Here is a 16,823-nt window from a genome sequence, read left to right as displayed (position 1 = left end):
GCCGCCGCCCCTTTAGGGCGTGGCCGAGGAAGGCCCAGGCCACCATTGGCCGGAAGGCTCCTCCCACTCCATGCCGGCGCACCAGCTCTCGATTTTTAGCTGACCTTCTGGACTCACGCTTAACTGGACGGTCAGCGAGCGCCCTGAAGGCTGCGCAAAATAGGCCTGAAACCTGCCTTCCTCATAGCTGGCAGTGCAATCCGGCCAAAGCTGCGAGGCCTGTTGAGCCAAAGCCGCAAGGCCTTGCGCACCCGAGCTGGCACAGAGCTCAGATGCATGGCTCAAAAGCTCTTGAGCCTCCAGCTCGTTGGCGTAGGAGTCCACCATGATAGAAGTTTGCATCTCTGCCCTGTGGTTGGAGGCGGCAGCGGTAGCCAATGCCAAGCAGCAAAGTACCGATAAACACACCACCAGGGTGAGCACCAACAGGCTCATGGGACCCGGGCGAATACCCGGCTCAGACGTACGTGGAGCCATAGATCAGCTCACCTCCCTGGGCACGAAGCGTGCGGTGGCAAGCGAGCAGAGAGGCTCCTGGACCACCCGAGAGACCTCTTGGGCCTCAGAGTCGCCTGCAGCCGCTCCAGCCTGGGCTGCTCCCAAAGCCTCCGATGCTTCGACCTTTTGTCCTTGGGGACCTACCGGATAGACCAGGATGGTGGCACGCCAAAGGGTTCCTGTGGAGGTAGGCTCGCTGGTGCGGGCCACCACCACCTGCAGATCGCCGGAGATCTCTTCCACGGGCACTTGCTCGGGATTTGCACAAAAACGCTCGGCCATCTCTGAGGCATAGGCCGAGGCTTGAGTGAGTTGCTGGGCGTCCAGCGCAGTGGCTGCCGCCACAGACAGGCCTTGGGCAACGATGGCGATGCAGCAAGAGAGCACCGCCATCAGCACCAACGCCTCGATGATGAGAGCTCGCGAAGCCCAACGAGGGGCTTTAGGGGCCATAAAGCCGGGAGCTTTGAGCTGCTTCATGCCCCCACCCCCAAAGATTGCGGGGACTGCGGGCTTCTTAGAGCCACCGAAGTGGCGCCCTTATCGGTAGCAAGGGTAAGCAGGTCTCCCTCCAGGGCAAAGGAGAAGCTCTTGGAAGGCATTATCGGTACCGCGCTCTGGGGAGTGAGCGGGCTTGCAGCCAAGGCGAACTCGCGCACCACCTGACCCTGATAGAGATAGAGGCGCGTCTCATAGTCGCCGGAATCTAGATGAGAGACCAGCTTGAGCACAGGGCCCTCAGGACCCGGGGTGCTCTCCACTGCGAGAGCGCGATCCTGGGAGCGCACGGTGTTGGAAAGCAAAGCCGAGGCCAGGCGACTGGAGTCGTCGGTCAAGGATGCCTGGTGGATGGAGCTGTAGACTTGGGCGCCCACACCCAGCGCAGCAACGCTTGCCAGCAGCAGAAGGATGACCAAGATGGTGCTCATAGGGTGCATCTTTTGGGCAGCGGGTCTATGGCCCTGGGCTATCGCCAGCGTCCCTTTGGCCCGCAGGAGGTTTTCGTGAGGCAGCGTGGGCGGTGTCATCGGCGCATCACCTGCACTGTGGGGGCCACGTTGTCGGCAAAGACCTCATAGCGCACGTCGTAGACCTCGGGGTCGAAACGGATGCCGTAGGCTTCCACCAGATGGTCCAAGCTGGAGGGATAGGCCCCCTCCACCGCCGCGCACTGGGCCGAGGCATTGAGGATCGAGGTGCGAAGCGCCGCCGTTCCCTGCTCGGCGGCATGCACCTGGGCACGCACCACCGCCAGCGCCACACACGCTGCCGCCACCAGAATCACCAGCAGGTAGACTCCGGGATGGCGGCGATGGGCGAAGGCAGCCTGAGCTACAGGGCGGGCCATTAGATTCTCACTCCTCTCTTAACCGCAGCAGGATTCATGCACGGGCAGGGGTCGACCAAGCGGTCTGGTCGATCGCGCGGGCTGCGCCATCAGGCTAACGAGGCCATGATGCCCACCAACGGCAGCATGATGGCCAGCAGCGTGGCGCCTACGGCCACGGTTAAAAATGCCGACAAAAGCGGCTCCACGCCGTCGATAGTCGCCAGAAGGCTGTCCATAGACTCGCGGGCCAGGTCTTCTGAAAGGGCTTCCAGCGACTCGTCGATGCCGCCTGAGCGTACAGTGATACCCAGCAGACGCCCATAGACCGGGTCGATGACCTGGGCTGCCACCAGCGCAGGCACCAGGCCCTGAGGATCGTCGGAAGCAACCATGAGCTTGTGAGCCTGCGTGGTCCTCAAATGCAGCACGGGATGAGACGTCCCGGCTGCGGCGGCCGCCACCGCCTCGTCCACGTTGGTGCCTGAGGAGATATTGGTGGAGAGCCCCGCCACCATGCGCGACAGCGCCAGGCCATAGGCAGCCTCCTGGGTGGGCGGGATGCGCTCCAAAAGGTGCATGAGCTTGTCATGTCCCTTGGAATTGCGGGCAAGGGAGGCGACCCAAAGGGCCGCCACCGCAGCGATCACCGTGACGACAAGCACCACCCAGCCCACCGTGAGAGCTAGTGTGACCTGGGAGAACGACCCTTCGGTGAGACTGCCGGAAAGATTCTCGTAGACGTTGATGAACACCGGCAGCACGCCTATGACCGTAAAAGCCAGCACTAACGACATGCCGCACAAAAGCGCTGCAGGATAACCTAGGCTGGTTTTGATGCGCGTGAGGATGCGATCCTGGTCGCCGTAATAGCGGGCTAACGACATCAAAGTTTCATGAAGCCGGCCCATGGCGATGCCCTGGATCACCAATGTGGTGGCATAGGTGGGAAACGCCCCTGACGCCTCCATGGCTTTTGCCAGCGTATGGCCTGCCGCTACCTGCTCATACATGGAACCATAGGTGGCTTTGAGGGTGTCTGCGGCATCTTCCGCCAGCATGGAAAGAGCCTCGTCAATTTGAATGCCGGCGTCCATAAGGACGGCCATGGTCTCAAAGAAGGCGCTTAAGGTCCCGTCATCTATGACATAGGCAGCGGCTGGCGTGCCGATGGCTGCATTGGCTGCGTTGGCCACGATCCCCTCCTATCAAGACTGGCGCGATAAAGACTGCGCTAAAAGCACATCCAAGAGCGTATCCAAAAGCATCGTTATCATCTTTAGAAATATACGCTGAATGGATTCTGATAGGCAAGAGAGGGAGCCAGAGCGAAACGGCGCAACCTTGGACCGGTCATGGAAGTGAGCCACAGGCGAGCAAGAGGGATCCTAGAAGAGAAGGGGCCGCTATATAAAGATGTCTTGCGGCCCCTCTAATTAATTACTGCGATAGCTACATTTATACGCCGCTGGAACACCCATCTTTATACGAAGCCACCGCAGCATTCTAGCTGTATATAATTTAGTATTTACTATCTAGTACATTCAATAGCCATATTTCGATGTAGCTATTGAAGTATCTTTTTAGAGGGCAAGCGAATCTAGTGCCACCTCCCTTCAACTGCTCCCTTCCGCAGATCGCCTACTGTCCACGACCTCAGTGACGAGTTGTGCTCTGAGCGAGCGCCGCCTCTGGGTGACCGCCGCCATTCTAGAGATGACTCATGCAAGCCAACCTCAAATAATGGGAAGTGCCTTCATGGGTAGAGACCTCGTTAGGCGCCACGCTGGGCACCTCGCTGGTGGGATCGCTGTTCACCTCCCGCTTGGTGGCTGACGTCGCTCCCCTCTTGCCCAAAGCAGACAACATCTCGCTGGCATCGCTTACCCCCACCTACATGGAGAAGCTCCCGGCATCGGTGCAGTCCATCATCGCCACCGGCTACAGCGAGGCGCTGGTGCCGCCCTTTGGCTACTTCGTGCCCCTGTGCATCTTGGGCTTTGTGTCCATGCTCTTTTTGCAGAAGCATCCTTTGGCGCACACCATCAATCACGGAGGAACCGCTCAGAAGGATGTCGTCAGCCCTAGCGATACCTCTGACTCCAACCACACACCTAGGCACTAGGCTCTGCGCAGCTTCTTTTAGACACTGTGTGCAAAGTGCCTACTACAAAGGGTTTTCTATTACGCGTTAATCGCTTTTTACACAAAAGTGCGTAGTAGAAACCCAGTTCTACTACGCACTATTACAAGAGCTATAGGATGAGACGGCAGAGGCACGCCTTCGAAAACTTAGGCCTCAGCATTCTCCAGGCGCCAGGCAGGGATGGCGCGGCGGAAGATCCACCAAAGGCTGCCGCCTACCAGAGCCACGATGATTACCAGCTTCACCACGTCAGAGGCCCAGGCTACCTGCTCAGACACCAGGTGCCAGGCATCGCCTGCGGCTACACCCAGGGTGCACAGTACTGCGTTCCACAGCAGAGAACCCACCGTGGTATAGGCCGTAAAGCGAGTCAGGCCCATGCGGGCAGTGCCCGCAGGCACAGAGATCAGGCTGCGAAGGCCGGGGACAAAGCGGCAGAGAAAGACGGTCTTTTGGCCCTTGGCGTCAAACCAATCGATAACGCGCTCCACGTCGTTGGCCTTAAAGCCCAAAAGACGCATGGGGCGCGTCTGGAAGAAGGAGACCAAGCGAGCGCGAGAAATGGCGCGGCCAATGCCGTAAAGGGCGAAGGCGCCTGCCACAGAACCCACGGTAGAAGCCACAATGACGCCGGGAAGGGTGAGCTGGCTTCCAATGGTGAGCGCGCCCGAGAGGGGCAGGATGATCTCTGAGGGAATGGGCGGAAAAAGGTTTTCCAAAAAGACCAGGGCGCCAATTGCCAGGTAGCCAAACTGGTTGATAAAAGCTTCCATGAGCTCCTTCTTTAATAAATCGACTGATGTATGGAACCTGCAGTCCCAGTGCTCCATCGATCGATGAGGGTACATAACCTATTGGCTTTGCGACAGACCATGCTAAAGATCTGAAGGCATCCTGACGAGTCCCTCCCTTTAGCTGACACAATACTGGGAGCTTGGCACAGGATTTCTCCAAATCTTTGAGCTAGATATAAAGGAGTACCTACCTATGATTCTCGAAGAAACCTATAAGCTGGCCGACGGCACCGCTATTCCCAAGCTGGGCCTTGGTACCTGGCTTATCGATGATGACAAAGCCGCCCAAGCAGTGCGGGATGCGGTGGATTGCGGTTATCGGCTTATCGACACCGCCCAGGCCTATGGCAACGAGGCAGGTGTAGGCGAGGGCGTGCGCACGGCATCGGTTCCTCGCGAGCAGCTCTTTGTGGGCTCCAAGATCGCGGCCGAGCTCAAAGACTACGATTCTGCCAAGAAGTCCATCGATGAGACGCTGGAGAAGATGGGGCTGGATTATCTGGATCAAATGATCATCCACTCCCCCGAGCCCTGGGGCCACTTCCACAATGGCTCCAACCACTACTACCACGGCAATCTTGAGGTGTGGCGTGCACTGGAAGAGGCCAAGGAGGCCGGCAAAGTGCGCGAGATCGGCGTTTCCAACTTCTTGGAGTCCGATCTTAAAAACATTATCGACAACAGCTCCGATGTGCCGGCGGTCAACCAGATCCTCTTCCACGTGGGCCATACGCCCCGCGGCCTCATCACCTACTGTCAGGCCCACAATATCCAGGTAGAGGCCTATTCTCCTGTGGCCCATGGCGCGCTGCTCAAAGACGAGCAGCTCCAGTCCATGGCCCAGCGCTACGGCGCGAGCATCCCTCAGCTGTGTATCCGCTACGTCATCCAGTGCGGCGCGGTGGCGCTGCCCAAGACCGCAAACCCTGAGCACATGAAGGACAACGCCCAGGTAGACTTTGTGATCTCCGGCGAGGATATGGACTATCTGGCCGGCGCTGCCGATGTGGACTACGGCAAAGACTCAGCGTTCCCCGTCTTTAGCGGCCGATAAAAAATTCCGCCAATAAAGAGGCCCCTTCACCAGTGAACTGTTTCCAATACTTAGGATGCAGCTCACGGCGGAGGGGTTCTTTTTTGTTACCAGCTTTTGCAACCAGATGATGCAGGTAATTGTTGCTGGCGTAGGTTATCGAGCTAGGCAGGCAGTTTGCAGACGTCAACCCAGATAGCCTCAGGACAAGCGCGCTCTAGCTCGGGAAGGGTGAGTTTCACCGCGCTGCTTGCGGTACCTGCGGCAGGATAGACCACATCAAAGCGCTTGAGGCTCTCATCCAAGTACACATCGCAGCCCTCCTTGACTCCAAAGGGGCACACACCACCTACCCCATGGCCGATGCGCTCCTCGGCGCTGACCGCATCGAGCATCTTGGCCTTGGTGTGGAAGTAGCCCTTGAACTTAGGGTTGTCGATGCGCGCATCACCGGCGCAGACCACCAGCGCCACCCTGTCCCCCACCGCAAAGGAAAGGGTTTTGGCGATATGAGCAGGCTCACATCCCACTGCGGCAGCAGCCAGCTCAACGGTGGCGCTAGAGGTGTCGAATTCCATGATGTGCGAGGCCAGATCCTGGGCCTCCAAGGCCTCGCGGGCACGACTAAGCGACATAGTTGCTACTCCTTACCAATAGTGTCTTGAGCAGTGATGAGGCGAAGCGGCCTGCAGGGGTTTCCTGCCGCCAGCGTGTGAGGAGGAACGTCCTTGGTCACCACCGAGCCAGCACCTACCACGGCGCCTTCGCCAATGGTCACCCCTGGCAAAATGCTCACCTTGGCGCCAATCCACACGTTGTCTTGAATGGTGATGGGACGCGCCTGCTCCCAACCCTGATTGCGCTCAGAGGCCAGCAAGGGATGATTGGCCGTATAAAAACCGCAATCGGGACCCACGAATACGTGAGCCCCGATAACTATGGGTGCGCCATCCATAAAATAGGCGTTGTGGTTTACAAAGCAGCCGTCGCCCAAAGAAACGTTGGTGCCGTAATCGACCATGACCGGTGCCAGCACCTCCACCCCGACTCCCAAAGACCCAAAAAGCTCACCTAGCAGTTGCTGGTGTTTCTCGGCATCTTGGGGATCCAGCTGATTGATGAGCCAGCAGGTGTGCTCGGCCTGATGGCGAACTTCTACCAGTTCTTCATCAAAGTTGGCATCATACCAACAGGTGGGGTCTTGAGGGGGCAGCGCTGCCATGGCCCCTCCTTAAGGTCGCAAGGTGCATCTTAGAAGGACACCTTAACGTTTCTCTGCCGAGAAACGCCACCTCAGAGAAGAGCCGTTAACAGGCTCGTGAGACTGTTAGAGGTACTCCCTTCAGGCGTCGTGAACGTTTGGTGAAGCTCTTCTCGGCAGCCTTTAACCTAAAGACAGAGCTTGCACGCTTGGAGAGCGTGCTGGAAGTCCTCGACTCAAGCCTTTTGCGCCCTGGCGTCTGCTCGAGCCTGCAAGACTATCTGGCGCAACTGGGGGATGCGATTTTTATCCATCGCCGGAGTGCCTTCAAGGGGATAATCCAGGTCCAGTGCCTCGTATTTAGGCACTCCCATAGTGTGATAGGGCAGCAGATCCAGGCCCACCACGTTGTCCCAACGGGCGATGAGGCGGCCCAGGGCGCGAAGCTCCTCTGGATCGTCGGTGATGCCGGGCACCACCACATGCCTGATGACCATGGGGATCCTCCGGCGCGAAAGCTCATCGGCCAGAGCCCGGGGTCTCTCGGCCCCCATGCCTGTAAGCTCCCTATGGCCCTTATTCTGTGCATGTTTGATATCAAGTAACACCAGGTCGCTCTCACGCAGTACCTGGTCAAAACGCTCGGGATGGGCAGGATCATAGGCACTGCCCGAGGTATCTAGGGCCGTGTGGATGCGGCCCTTCTCGGCTCTATGGGCTGCCGAGAAGAGCGCCCCCACAAACTGGGGCTGCAACAACGGCTCGCCGCCGGAGACGGTGATGCCTCCTTTGCGGTAGAAGGGTCGGTTGCGCTCGAAGAGATCGAGGATCTCGCCAACGGTTTTAGAAGTGCCTGCGCCGGGTTTCCAACTGTCGGGATTATGGCAGTAGGCGCAGCGCATAGGGCAACCTTGGGTGAACACCACCAGTCGGGTGCCCGGGCCATCCACAGTACCCATGGTCTCTAGAGAGTGCACCTGGCCGCTGGTCGAGCGAAGCTCCGGGTCAGAGGTGTCGCAAAGCGCCACGGCGCCGCCTTTCTTAGTTCTCGGTCGCAAGAACCGGCCCGCGGTTTAGCGGGCAGTGTCGATGAACACCTTGGCATAACGAGTGCCGCGATGGGTGAAGCTGTCGTGCTGCATGACAACGGCCTCGTGGGTTTGGCCGGCCAGTGGGGCCAACGTATGCCAGGAATGGTGCTGGCGAGGATAGAGATGATAGACGGCCTCCACAGGCTCGCCCTTGGCATCCTTGCCAGACACCGTGACAGGCAGGCGATCGTCGGCGATTTGGCCCACAGACACCTTGGCCGGCCCATTGGCCAAGCGATGGGCACCTTCGAGATTGAGGTTCACCACCACAATAGGGTCGTCCAAAGGAACGACCTCTCCCAACTCGACGAAACGATACCAGCGCTGGAAGGGATCGGTCTCAGGAAGCTCCAGCTCAACCCCTTGATAGCCCTGGGCTTTGCCAGAAGTGCGGACAGCTGCGACCCTCACTGGATGGCCCTGGTCCAAAAGTGCCCGCACCGGATGCGCAAGACCCGTGGCAATGCCCACAAAGACGCCTTGATAAAAGATTCCATAGAAGGGCTGGCGCTCGGTGAAGGGGGCTCCTGAGGCCTTGAAGTCGGCCCGCTGCTTCGACGTGACGGCCTTTGCGTCAAAATAGAACTGTTCGCCCTCTTCAAGGGATGCTAAAGGAGAGGGATCCATGATGTAGGGGGCGCTGTTCACGTCGCCTTTGAGAGTTACCTGCTGTGCGAGAGGAGCCATGGCGAGCCACCTTTTCTTTTGCCAACCGTGCTTGGGCGCACGTCGGCCTCCATGCGTGCCGACGTTATCGGAAACGTACCCAAGGGATCCAAGACAAAGCAACCAAACAGGCCCAGGAGCAGCAAACCTATACCGCTTCTGAGCCTAAGTGTAAGAACTGGGAATGCCGCGTCCCAAGAGGGTCAGGCCTGTTGCCCGAGGCCCCACCACAGACGCAGCTCCGACGTCTCCGCACAATGCGGACAGCGGGCTAGAGACTCTCGTGGAAGGTTCGGGAGATAACCTCGTCCTGCTGCTCGCGGGTGAGCTTGTTGAAGTTCACGGCGTAGCCAGACACGCGCACGGTGAGCTGAGGGTACTTCTCGGGATGGGCCTGGGCGTCCAGCAGGGTGTCGCGGTTGAACACGTTGACGTTCAGGTGGTGGCCGCCCTCCTCGGCATAGCCGTCGAGCATGGATACCAGGTTATCCACCTGATCGGGAGCAACTTCGGAAGTCTTCATAGCGAGATCTCCTTTCTTGAAGGTGCAGATAGGGTCCGGAATATGACAAGCGGCAAGGGCTCTGAGCCTTAAAATCCGCACAGGTGGCGGGGTTCAGGGTTTCTCGGCAACCGAGAAACCCTGCCACTGCCACTTGAGAGAGCTTACTGGGCGACGACGTCCTCGGCGCCCTCGCGAGCGGAGAGGTCGGCTTCGCAGGCAGCGCAGACCTCGTTGGCGAAGGTGACCTCCACACCCAGGGCGTCGAGATCCAAATCGCCAAACATGACGTCGCCGTCCTTGCCCAGCGCGCCAGGCACGATGGAGAAGGTGTTGGAGATGCCGTCCTGGGCGTCCTTGAAGGGCATCTTGGCGACGGAGGCCAGGCTGGCCACGGCGCCGTGGCTGTCGCGATGGTGCATGGGGTTGGCGCCCGGGGCGAAGGCCTCGCCGGCCTTGCGGCCGTCGGGGGTGGAGCCGGTGGCTTTGCCGTAAACCACGTTGGAGGTAATGGTGAGCACCGAGGTGGTGGGCACGGACTTGCGGTAGGTCTCGTAACCGCGGATGTCGTGCATGAAGTCCTCGATGACCTGGGCAGCGATGGAGTCTACGCGATCGTCGTCATTGCCGTAGCGGGGGAAGTCGCCCTCGATCTCGAAGTCCACCACGATGCCAGCCTCGTTGCGGATGGGGCGCACGGTGGCGTACTTGATGGCAGACAGGGAGTCGGCCACGACGGAGAGGCCGGCGATGCCGGTGGCGAACCAGCGGTGCACATGCTCGTCGTGGAGGGCCATCTGCAGGCGCTCGTAGCAGTACTTGTCGTGCATGTAGTGGATGATGTTCAGGGCGTTGACGTAGACGCCGGCCAGCCAGTCCATCATGTCGTGGAACTTGTCCTTGACGTCGTCGTAGTCGAGCACGTCGCCCACCACAGCGCGGTACTTGGGGCCGATCTGGGTGCCCAGCACCTCGTCCACACCGCCGTTGATGGCGTAGAGCAGGCACTTGGCCAGGTTGGCGCGGGCGCCGAAGAACTGCATCTCCTTGCCGATGCGCATGGAGGACACGCAGCAGGCGATGGCATAGTCGTCGCCGTGGTAGACGCGCATGAGGTCGTCGTTCTCATACTGGATGGAGCTGGAGACGATGGAGATCTTGGCGCAGTAGCGCTTGAAGGCCTCGGGCAGGCGAGTGGACCAGAGCACGGTGAGATTGGGCTCGGGAGAGGTGCCCAGGGTCTCCAGGGTGTGCAGGTAACGGAAGCTCATCTTGGTGACCAGAGGACGGCCGTCGATGCCCATGCCGCCGATGGACTCGGTAACCCACTGGGGATCGCCGGAGAACAGGGCGTTGTAATCGGGGGTGCGGGCGAACTTGACCATGCGCAGCTTCATGATGAAGTGGTCCACCAGCTCCTGAGCATCGCGCTCACAGATGGTGCCGCGCGCCAGGTCGCGCTCTGCGTAGATGTCCAGGAAGGTAGAGGTGCGGCCCAGCGACATGGCGGCGCCGTTTTGCTCCTTCACAGAGCCCAGGTAGCCAAAGTAGAGCCACTGGATGGCCTCTTGGAGGGTCTGCGCGGGGCGACCCAGGTCAAAGCCGTAGATCTCGCCCAGCTGCTTGAGCTCTTGGAGGGCGCGGATCTGCTCGGAGAGCTCCTCGCGGTGACGGATGACGGGCTCAGTCATGGTGGACTCGGTGCCCTCTTTTTGACGCTTCTTGTCCTCGATGAGGAAATCCAGACCATAGAGGGCCACGCGGCGGTAGTCGCCGATGATGCGGCCGCGGCCGTAGGCATCGGGCAGGCCGGTGATGATGTGGGAGTGGCGGCAGGCGCGCATCTCGGGAGTGTAGACGTCGAACACGCCGGCGTTGTGGGTCTTGCGCAGGTTGGTGTAGATGTCGACGATCTGCTCGTCCACCTCGCAGCCATGGGACTGGCAGGCAGACACGGCCATGCGGATGCCGCCGTTGGGCTGCAGGGCGCGTTTCAAGGGTTTATCGGTCTGAAGGCCGACGATCTTCTCGTGAGCCTGATCGATGTAGCCAGGGCCATGGCTGGTGATGGTGGAGATGATATCGGTGTCCATGGCGATGACGCCGCCCATGGCCTGCTCTGCGGCGAACAGGTCCATGACCTGCTTCCAGAGGTGCTCCGTGTCTGGAGTGGCGTCCTCGAGGAAGCTCTCATCGCCCTCGTAAGGGGTGTAGTTGCGCTGGATGAAGTCGCGAACGTCGACCTCGTGCTCCCAGGGGCCAGCCTCGAAGCCGGCCCACGCCTCTTGCAGGGTCTCTTCCATGAGATGACTCTCTTTCATGCGATAGCCTGCCTGGGGTGGTGCGAGTGAACGCGCTCGCGGGTGCGAATGCGAGTCCCCCGACGCGCCCGTACCCCATGCAGACTGATTCCACAGTAGGTGTCTGCCTGAACTTACCAGAGAAATCGAGCGGGTTTGCCAAATTACGCTGAATACACCTAAACGTATCTTTGGCATGGCTAATTTAAGCGAGAAATGAGGGACTAGCGGCTTGATTGGTATATTAAATGAGGCTTGTTGTGATTGCTGTATTTATGTATAAGACAAGCCGATAAAAGCGCTGCCCCGATAAGGGAGGCACACAAAGGTGGCGAGAGGGCGCGGAAAAGGTGAGGAAGGAATAACCCTCTTAGAGCCCTCAGAAAATATTCTACTTTAGCTACAATTGATAGCAGCTATTTGCCCTGATGTATTTCCGGTCCATATACGGATAAGTAGCTATCGTAGTACCTTCTCAGAGGGTGCCCGCAGCATCATTCTCGTGCGCCGCATTCCAGCACATAACGTTCCTGCGTGCCCATGCCTACGTGCCGCGACTATAGGATCTGCTCGAGGCAGGTCTTCTGGGGCACCAGGCCCATTGCCTCGTAAAACGCGCGCGCACCGGGATTGCACTCCCACACGTTCAACGTGAGGTTGTAAAAACCCTCATCATGGGCCCAATCGCGCACAAACTCATACAATGCAGTGCCCACATGCATCCCGCGGGCATCCTTGTCCACGCACAGGTCGTCGATGTAGAGCGTCTTGAAATCCTGCATGAGGCGGTCGGGGCGATGGTCCCGGATCACTGTGTAGCAAGAGCCCACCAGACGTTCGGGGTCCTCCTCCACAGCGGCAACCCACACAGGGCGGTTTTTATCGGCAAGAAGGGCTTCCAGCTCTTGGGCGCTGTACTTGGTGGTGCGGGCAAAGAGGTCGGGGCGCCCGTCGGCATGGACCGCGTTCACCTGCACGAGCAGATCGAGCAGCGCGGGAATGTCGATGGGTTGGGCTCGGCGGATGATGAGGTCCATAGGAGGGCGCCCCCTGGGATGTTGTTCGTTTTTTGATGCTAAGGGAGGATTGCGGGGCGCGGGGCGCACCGTCCGCGCGCCGGCTGTTAGACGTTGAAGCGGAAATGCATGACGTCGCCGTCTTGGACCACGTAATCCTTGCCCTCCATGCGCAGCTTGCCCTGGGCACGGCAGCCGGCTTCGCCGCCCAGCTCCACGTAGTCGTCGTAGCTGGCCACCTCGGCCTTGATGAAGCCACGCTCGAAGTCGGAGTGGATGACGCCGGCGGCCTGGGGAGCCTTGGCGCCGATGGGAATGGTCCAGGCTTTGACCTCCATGGGACCTGCGGTGAAGTAGCTCTGAAGGCCAAGAGTGCGGTAGGCGGTTTGGGCCAGCACCTCGAGGCCGCTTTTCTCAAGACCCAGGCTCTCCAAGAAGTCCTTGGCTTCCTCATCGCCCAGCTCGGCGATCTCGGCCTCTACCTCGGCGCAGATGGGGATGGGGGTCTCGCCGTCGATGGGAGCCGGGGTCTCGCCCACCTTGTCCTCGTCGACGTTGGCCACATAGATCACCGGCTTCATGGTGAGCAAGAAGAGCTCCTTGGCGGCGGCGCGCTCCTCGGGCGTCATGCCCATGGCGGCGGCACGCTTGCCGTCGTTGAGCCAGGCCTGAAGGCGCTGAGCCACGGCCAGCTTGGGAGCCAGCTCCTTGTCGCGCCGGGCCTCCTTCTCCAGCTTGGGCAGCTGCTTTTCCAGGGTGGCGATGTCTGCCAAGATGAGCTCGGTCATGATGGTGTCGGCGTCGGCCGCAGGGTCGACACGGCCATCCACATGGACGACATCAGGGTCGGAGAAGTAGCGCACCACCTCGCAGATGGCGTCAGTCTCGCGGATGTTGGCCAAGAACTGGTTGCCCAGGCCTTCGCCGGCATTGGCGCCCTTGACCAGGCCGGCGATGTCTACGAACTCCACCGTGGCCGGCACGATGCGCTCAGGGGAGACGATGGCAGCCAGCTCGCCCAGCCGAGCATCTGGCACGTCCACGATGCCCACATTGGGCTCGATAGTGGCGAAGGGATAGTTGGCGGCCAAGCCGGCGCGCTTGGTGAGGGCGGTAAAGAGCGTGGACTTGCCCACGTTGGGCAAACCTACGATGCCGATGGAGAGAGCCACAGCGAAGGTCCTTTCTTAAGTTTCATGCTGGCTCTACTGTACCCCCTTCGCGAAAGACAGGTGCCCTAGACTGTTCGCCATCGAAGCTGCACCATACCCCTGTCAGCATCCACCACCAGATCTCCGGCTTGCAGATCCTGTATTGCCAAAAGCAACGTGAGCGCCACGTCTTCAGCGGCTTTCTTGGAAAGAGGCTCAGCAAAGCTTAGTGTGAGAGCAACCCTCTGATCCAGTTGCGCCACACGGCTTTGCCGAGAAGGCCGTAGCTCAAGCCCAGCGGCCTCGATGTACTGTGGTGCCAAGTCGCACCGGTCCATCCAGTGGCTCAGAGTGGAGAGTGCCTGGTCAACTAGGAACGCATCGGCCCAGATTGCCAGGAACCCGCTGGTGCGCGGGGCTTCTGAAGACCACCGGCCCCGTTGAGCCTCATCCAAAAGGTAGGGAGCCAAGTCGATCCGGGTCATCTGAACCAGCTCTTTATCTTCCTCCACCCAGGCGAGCTTGGCCAGGTCATCCAAGGTCTGCTGGATCTTAGCGACCTCCTCTGCAACTAAGCCCGCCAACTCTTGAGGATTCATAAGGCCATCTTCACAGGCCTCCACGAATCCCCGAATAGCCATCAGGGGCCCCTTTACCTCATGGGAGCCCAAGACGTAACGGCTTCTTATTTGCTCATAGTTTTGGGCAATGGCTTTTGAGGCGGTCCTCAATAGAAACTGCTGAACCAAGAGACCCAAAAACGCACTCGCAGCCACGATCACCCAGGCAGCGTTGATGGCGTGGATGGCTTGGGACACATCCACCATGACCACCCAAAGGCCAGGGCCATAAAGCGGCTCTAGAGGTCCCTCTTGAAGGTAGTAATAGGCCCGCACGTGAGGCCATCCATCGAGAAGCTGGACGGTGCGCTGTTCAGGCAGGCTGCCGAGTCCCTCCTCATCGCTTACCTGAGAGAGCACGCTGTGGAGCGACTGATTCTCAGGAGGATTCTCAGGGTCGTAGTCTTTCAGGGGATACCTCACGACTTGCATGTCCCAAGAGCTTGGGTCTGCTCGCTGGTCCAAGCACCACGAAAGTGTCTCTTTTGCCTGGGCGTCCACTACTATCAGCAGACCTGCAAAGGCCGCAATGAGTAGAAGGGCGCAAGTAATCCATTGGACGCCGGAAAGGCGCCTCAATCCAGATTGACTGTTCATGAAGACCCCTCTCTCACCACCAAGCGCACGCCCCTTCCCCACAGGGTTTCGATGCCAACCGAGCTACCAGCGCAGTCCAGCTTGATCCTGAGCCGGCGCAGAGCCTCGTCCACCGCTCGGGAGGAAGAGCCAGAAGGATAGCTCCACAGCTCACAGAGCAGCTCTTCTCGGCTGACAAGGGCTCCCTGAAGCTTCACGAGATGCTGGAGGAGCTGAGACTCTTGGGGCGTGAGAGAAAGGCTGGAAGCCCCGGCAATCCAGGAGGCATCGGCTGGGCTCCACCTAAGAGAGCCAAAAGACAGCGGCTGAGCGCAAGACTCAGGCTTGCGGAGCAATGCATGCACCTGAGCCACCACCACTCGGGGGCTGGCGGGTTTGACTAGTATGCCACCGCCCTGCCACAAAAAGGGGGAGTATGCGCTCCCCCTGGATTAACGGGTCTTCAATTGGTCGTGTCTGCAGGTTACCTGTCGTTGTCTGCCAGGGAGTCCGAGAGCTTCTCCAGCATGTCCAAGCCCTTGAGCATGGAGGCTTTGCCCTGCTCCTTGAGCTTTTCCATCTCGGCCTTTTGCTCGGCTTCCTTCTCCTTGCGGTCGCGCTCCTCCTCGTCGGGCAGCACAATGTCTGAGGCATCGCAGAACTCGTACTCGATGGCCTTGGTGGGGCACACATGCTCGCAGGCGCCGCACTGGACGCAGAACTCCGGCTCGCAAGACCAGCGGCCGTCGTCGGTGATCTCGATGCAGTGGGTGGGGCATACCTGCTCGCAGGCGCCGCAAAGGGTGCAGGCGTCCATGTCACAGAGAGGTTCGTAGAGGTCGATGTTGGCCGCCAACTCCGGATGCTTTTGCAGCGCTCCCATCATGATCTTGCGGCGGTCTAGAAGAATACGCCGGCGGTTCTTGGAGCTGGTGGTGCCCACCGCCTTGTCCAGCTGCCGCTGCAGGGCGCTCATCTGCTTTTTATGGGCGTCCAGCATGTGGGTCACGCGACGGGCGGCCGTGAGCACAGGATTGGTGCGGCTCACCAGGCGCTCGCCGCTCTTGAGGATAGTCTCCACAAACTCCTTGCGCTGCCAGCTGCGGCGCATCTCGCAGGTGAGATCGGCTTCATCTACCACCAGGTCCAAGCCAAAGCCTGCCCAAGTCTCGGCGCGAGCGATGAGGTCACAGTAGACTTCCTCGCCGGTGGTGGTGCGGCAGCGGTCGCAAATGCCCAGAGGCAGATAGATGCTCAAATGGGAGAATCGCACCATCAGGGCCAGCCAGACTTCCGAGGGCACCACGCCTATGCAGGGAAGCACCACTTCATTCTCCCGAGGCAAGCGTCCCAGCGCACGGGTGCAGGTCACATAGGCGGTCTCGTGGCTGGCGGCAGCGCCGGCGATGCGGTCGTAGAGCTTGTTGGCATTGATCTCCCGAGCATGATAGGACTCACTAGGGCAGGCAGAGACGCAGAGTCCGCACTTGATGCAGGTGTCATCAATCTCAATGCCGCCGCCCTCGATATGGATGGAACCTTTGGGGCACACATCGATGCAGCGGGTGCAGGTAGTAGGATCTTTGCTCTTGCAACTGGTGCATGAAGGGGGCGCAGGGCGCGGTCGCTCTTTGTAGTCCGCCGGATTCCACACGGGGATCTCGCCGGGCTCAGCCGCCAGCGAATTGGCAATCTCTGCCAGTGGGTTTTTGATGGCTTTAAAGTCCTGGGACATATCGATGATGTCATCGAGAAAATCGCGCTTCTCGGCCATGGACGCTCCTGATTCCTCGCGGCGTGCCACCAGAGCACGCCGATCCCTAAAGCTTATAAGGGCCTGAATCTGTCATTGTACGTTACTGGCCCCTCCCCCATTTTTGACATCTCGGGGTAACAGCTGCC

General features: G+C 59.7%; 19 protein-coding genes. 2 read left to right on the top strand and 17 right to left on the bottom strand.

The window, feature by feature from the left end:
* Positions 1–12: 12 nt before the first annotated feature.
* The 5 genes from OR601_RS01630 to OR601_RS01610 form a co-directional block, all read right to left on the bottom strand.
* Positions 13–477: a hypothetical protein gene (locus OR601_RS01630; protein ID WP_265591988.1), complete on the bottom strand. Its 465-nt coding sequence runs from the start codon at positions 475–477 to the stop codon at positions 13–15.
* A gap of 3 nt (positions 478–480) precedes the next feature.
* Positions 481–978, bottom strand: coding sequence for a type IV pilus modification PilV family protein (locus OR601_RS01625; RefSeq protein ID WP_265591987.1), 498 nt, complete (start codon positions 976–978; stop codon positions 481–483).
* Positions 975–1,427 (bottom strand): DUF4860 domain-containing protein, encoded by a 453-nt coding sequence (locus tag OR601_RS01620; RefSeq protein WP_265591986.1) that lies wholly within the window; start codon positions 1,425–1,427, stop codon positions 975–977. Before OR601_RS01620 ends, OR601_RS01625 begins: the two co-directional genes overlap by 4 nt.
* A 95-nt stretch (positions 1,428–1,522) precedes the next feature.
* Entirely contained in the window at positions 1,523–1,846 is a 324-nt protein-coding gene (locus tag OR601_RS01615) for a hypothetical protein (RefSeq protein ID WP_136012256.1), read from the bottom strand.
* Positions 1,847–1,935: 89 nt separating this feature from the next.
* Positions 1,936–3,021, bottom strand: a complete 1,086-nt coding sequence (locus OR601_RS01610; protein WP_265591985.1) for a type II secretion system F family protein — start codon at positions 3,019–3,021, stop codon at positions 1,936–1,938.
* A 554-nt stretch (positions 3,022–3,575) separates the two neighbouring features.
* Between OR601_RS01610 and OR601_RS01605 the strand changes: the two genes are divergently transcribed.
* Entirely contained in the window at positions 3,576–3,950 is a 375-nt protein-coding gene (locus tag OR601_RS01605) for a hypothetical protein (RefSeq protein WP_265591984.1), read from the top strand.
* A 167-nt stretch (positions 3,951–4,117) separates the two neighbouring features.
* Here the strand turns inward: OR601_RS01605 and OR601_RS01600 are convergent, their stop codons facing one another.
* A complete protein-coding gene (locus OR601_RS01600; protein WP_265591983.1) occupies positions 4,118–4,744 on the bottom strand; it encodes a DedA family protein in 627 nt (208 codons plus the stop codon).
* Positions 4,745–4,958: 214 nt separating this feature from the next.
* Here OR601_RS01600 and OR601_RS01595 point away from each other — a divergent pair, with 214 nt between their 5' ends.
* Positions 4,959–5,819, top strand: a complete 861-nt coding sequence (locus tag OR601_RS01595; RefSeq protein ID WP_265591982.1) for an aldo/keto reductase — start codon at positions 4,959–4,961, stop codon at positions 5,817–5,819.
* 143 nt (positions 5,820–5,962) lie between these two features.
* Here the strand turns inward: OR601_RS01595 and OR601_RS01590 are convergent, their stop codons facing one another.
* The 11 genes from OR601_RS01590 to OR601_RS01535 form a co-directional block, all read right to left on the bottom strand.
* Positions 5,963–6,433, bottom strand: coding sequence for a YbaK/EbsC family protein (locus OR601_RS01590; protein ID WP_265591981.1), 471 nt, complete (start codon positions 6,431–6,433; stop codon positions 5,963–5,965).
* Positions 6,434–6,438: 5 nt separating this feature from the next.
* Complete coding sequence (locus tag OR601_RS08625; RefSeq protein ID WP_323373081.1) at positions 6,439–7,020, bottom strand: sugar O-acetyltransferase; 582 nt, start codon at positions 7,018–7,020, stop codon at positions 6,439–6,441.
* Between the two features lie 215 nt (positions 7,021–7,235).
* On the bottom strand, positions 7,236–8,027 hold the full coding sequence (pflA, locus tag OR601_RS01575) for a pyruvate formate-lyase-activating protein (protein WP_265591980.1): 792 nt from the start codon (positions 8,025–8,027) through the stop codon (positions 7,236–7,238).
* A 45-nt stretch (positions 8,028–8,072) separates the two neighbouring features.
* Complete coding sequence (locus OR601_RS01570; protein ID WP_265591979.1) at positions 8,073–8,777, bottom strand: hypothetical protein; 705 nt, start codon at positions 8,775–8,777, stop codon at positions 8,073–8,075.
* A 250-nt stretch (positions 8,778–9,027) separates the two neighbouring features.
* A complete protein-coding gene (gene grcA3 / locus OR601_RS01565; RefSeq protein ID WP_136012248.1) occupies positions 9,028–9,279 on the bottom strand; it encodes an autonomous glycyl radical cofactor GrcA3 in 252 nt (83 codons plus the stop codon).
* Between the two features lie 143 nt (positions 9,280–9,422).
* Positions 9,423–11,561: a formate C-acetyltransferase gene (gene pflB / locus OR601_RS01560; protein WP_265591978.1), complete on the bottom strand. Its 2,139-nt coding sequence runs from the start codon at positions 11,559–11,561 to the stop codon at positions 9,423–9,425.
* A 554-nt stretch (positions 11,562–12,115) separates the two neighbouring features.
* Positions 12,116–12,595 (bottom strand): GNAT family N-acetyltransferase, encoded by a 480-nt coding sequence (locus OR601_RS01555; protein ID WP_265591977.1) that lies wholly within the window; start codon positions 12,593–12,595, stop codon positions 12,116–12,118.
* An 86-nt stretch (positions 12,596–12,681) separates the two neighbouring features.
* A complete protein-coding gene (gene ychF / locus OR601_RS01550) occupies positions 12,682–13,746 on the bottom strand; it encodes a redox-regulated ATPase YchF (protein ID WP_136012246.1) in 1,065 nt (354 codons plus the stop codon).
* Between the two features lie 65 nt (positions 13,747–13,811).
* Positions 13,812–14,942 carry a sensor histidine kinase family protein gene (locus tag OR601_RS01545; protein WP_265591976.1) on the bottom strand — a complete coding sequence of 377 codons (1,131 nt, stop codon included), beginning with the start codon at positions 14,940–14,942 and terminating at the stop codon, positions 13,812–13,814.
* Entirely contained in the window at positions 14,939–15,286 is a 348-nt protein-coding gene (locus tag OR601_RS01540; RefSeq protein WP_265591975.1) for a winged helix-turn-helix domain-containing protein, read from the bottom strand. Before OR601_RS01540 ends, OR601_RS01545 begins: the two co-directional genes overlap by 4 nt.
* A 119-nt stretch (positions 15,287–15,405) precedes the next feature.
* Positions 15,406–16,695 carry a 4Fe-4S binding protein gene (locus OR601_RS01535; RefSeq protein WP_265591974.1) on the bottom strand — a complete coding sequence of 430 codons (1,290 nt, stop codon included), beginning with the start codon at positions 16,693–16,695 and terminating at the stop codon, positions 15,406–15,408.
* Positions 16,696–16,823: the final 128 nt, after the last annotated feature.

The sequence above is a fragment of the Leptogranulimonas caecicola genome, assembly GCF_023168405.1.
GTDB classification, from domain to species: domain Bacteria; phylum Actinomycetota; class Coriobacteriia; order Coriobacteriales; family Atopobiaceae; genus Leptogranulimonas; species Leptogranulimonas caecicola.
Note: the sequence above shows the minus strand (reverse complement) of the source record. Positions and strands in the feature narration are given on the sequence as shown.

Excerpts from the sequence above, each read along its gene's own strand:
- OR601_RS01570 (WP_265591979.1), bottom strand. The coding sequence starts at position 8,777 with ATGGCTCCTCTCGCACAGCAGGTAACTCTCAAAGGCGACGTGAACAGC.
- OR601_RS01625 (WP_265591987.1), bottom strand. The coding sequence starts at position 978 with ATGAAGCAGCTCAAAGCTCCCGGCTTTATGGCCCCTAAAGCCCCTCGT.
- OR601_RS01600 (WP_265591983.1), bottom strand. The coding sequence starts at position 4,744 with ATGGAAGCTTTTATCAACCAGTTTGGCTACCTGGCAATTGGCGCCCTG.
- OR601_RS01555 (WP_265591977.1), bottom strand. The coding sequence starts at position 12,595 with ATGGACCTCATCATCCGCCGAGCCCAACCCATCGACATTCCCGCGCTG.
- OR601_RS01545 (WP_265591976.1), bottom strand. The coding sequence starts at position 14,942 with ATGAACAGTCAATCTGGATTGAGGCGCCTTTCCGGCGTCCAATGGATT.
- OR601_RS01630 (WP_265591988.1), bottom strand. The coding sequence starts at position 477 with ATGGCTCCACGTACGTCTGAGCCGGGTATTCGCCCGGGTCCCATGAGC.
- grcA3 (WP_136012248.1), bottom strand. The coding sequence starts at position 9,279 with ATGAAGACTTCCGAAGTTGCTCCCGATCAGGTGGATAACCTGGTATCC.
- OR601_RS01615 (WP_136012256.1), bottom strand. The coding sequence starts at position 1,846 with ATGGCCCGCCCTGTAGCTCAGGCTGCCTTCGCCCATCGCCGCCATCCC.
- OR601_RS01620 (WP_265591986.1), bottom strand. The coding sequence starts at position 1,427 with ATGAGCACCATCTTGGTCATCCTTCTGCTGCTGGCAAGCGTTGCTGCG.
- pflB (WP_265591978.1), bottom strand. The coding sequence starts at position 11,561 with ATGGAAGAGACCCTGCAAGAGGCGTGGGCCGGCTTCGAGGCTGGCCCC.
- OR601_RS01595 (WP_265591982.1), top strand. The coding sequence starts at position 4,959 with ATGATTCTCGAAGAAACCTATAAGCTGGCCGACGGCACCGCTATTCCC.
- OR601_RS08625 (WP_323373081.1), bottom strand. The coding sequence starts at position 7,020 with ATGGCAGCGCTGCCCCCTCAAGACCCCACCTGTTGGTATGATGCCAAC.
- OR601_RS01535 (WP_265591974.1), bottom strand. The coding sequence starts at position 16,695 with ATGGCCGAGAAGCGCGATTTTCTCGATGACATCATCGATATGTCCCAG.
- OR601_RS01590 (WP_265591981.1), bottom strand. The coding sequence starts at position 6,433 with ATGTCGCTTAGTCGTGCCCGCGAGGCCTTGGAGGCCCAGGATCTGGCC.